This window comes from Haladaptatus sp. HS23, from assembly GCF_056892285.1.
In genome coordinates this window covers 1-270 of the sequence record NZ_JBXGLH010000076.1, presented here as the reverse complement: position 1 = coordinate 270, position 270 = coordinate 1, and the positions used below count along the sequence as shown (strand labels likewise).

At 45.9% G+C, this 270-nt stretch carries 1 protein-coding gene; it reads left to right on the top strand.

The genetic code is table 11. The annotated features are described in order from the left end of the window. On the top strand, window positions 1-270 hold a 270-nt coding region (locus AC1XDK_RS30875; protein ID WP_483353841.1), incomplete at both ends, for a hypothetical protein.

Sequence of the window (270 nt, the reverse complement as noted above, 5' to 3'; positions counted from 1 at the left end):
GAGACAAAGGTTATAGGAGGGGAGTTTTTGTCCTTGCCTGCCGCTCACGTAGCATGGGGGTTAACTATCAAAGGCGCTCGTATATACTCATATTCAGAAAGCGGAGATTATCAAGCCCAGAACTGCATACAGGTTAACGGGTATGATATTGAGATAACTGACAACGACGTATACCATGGAACATTGGTAAACCCGAGATATGTTTCTGTAAGGGCTGACTCTGCTGTCAGAGGGGGGTTTTTACACATTACCGGAAACCGTTTCCACACC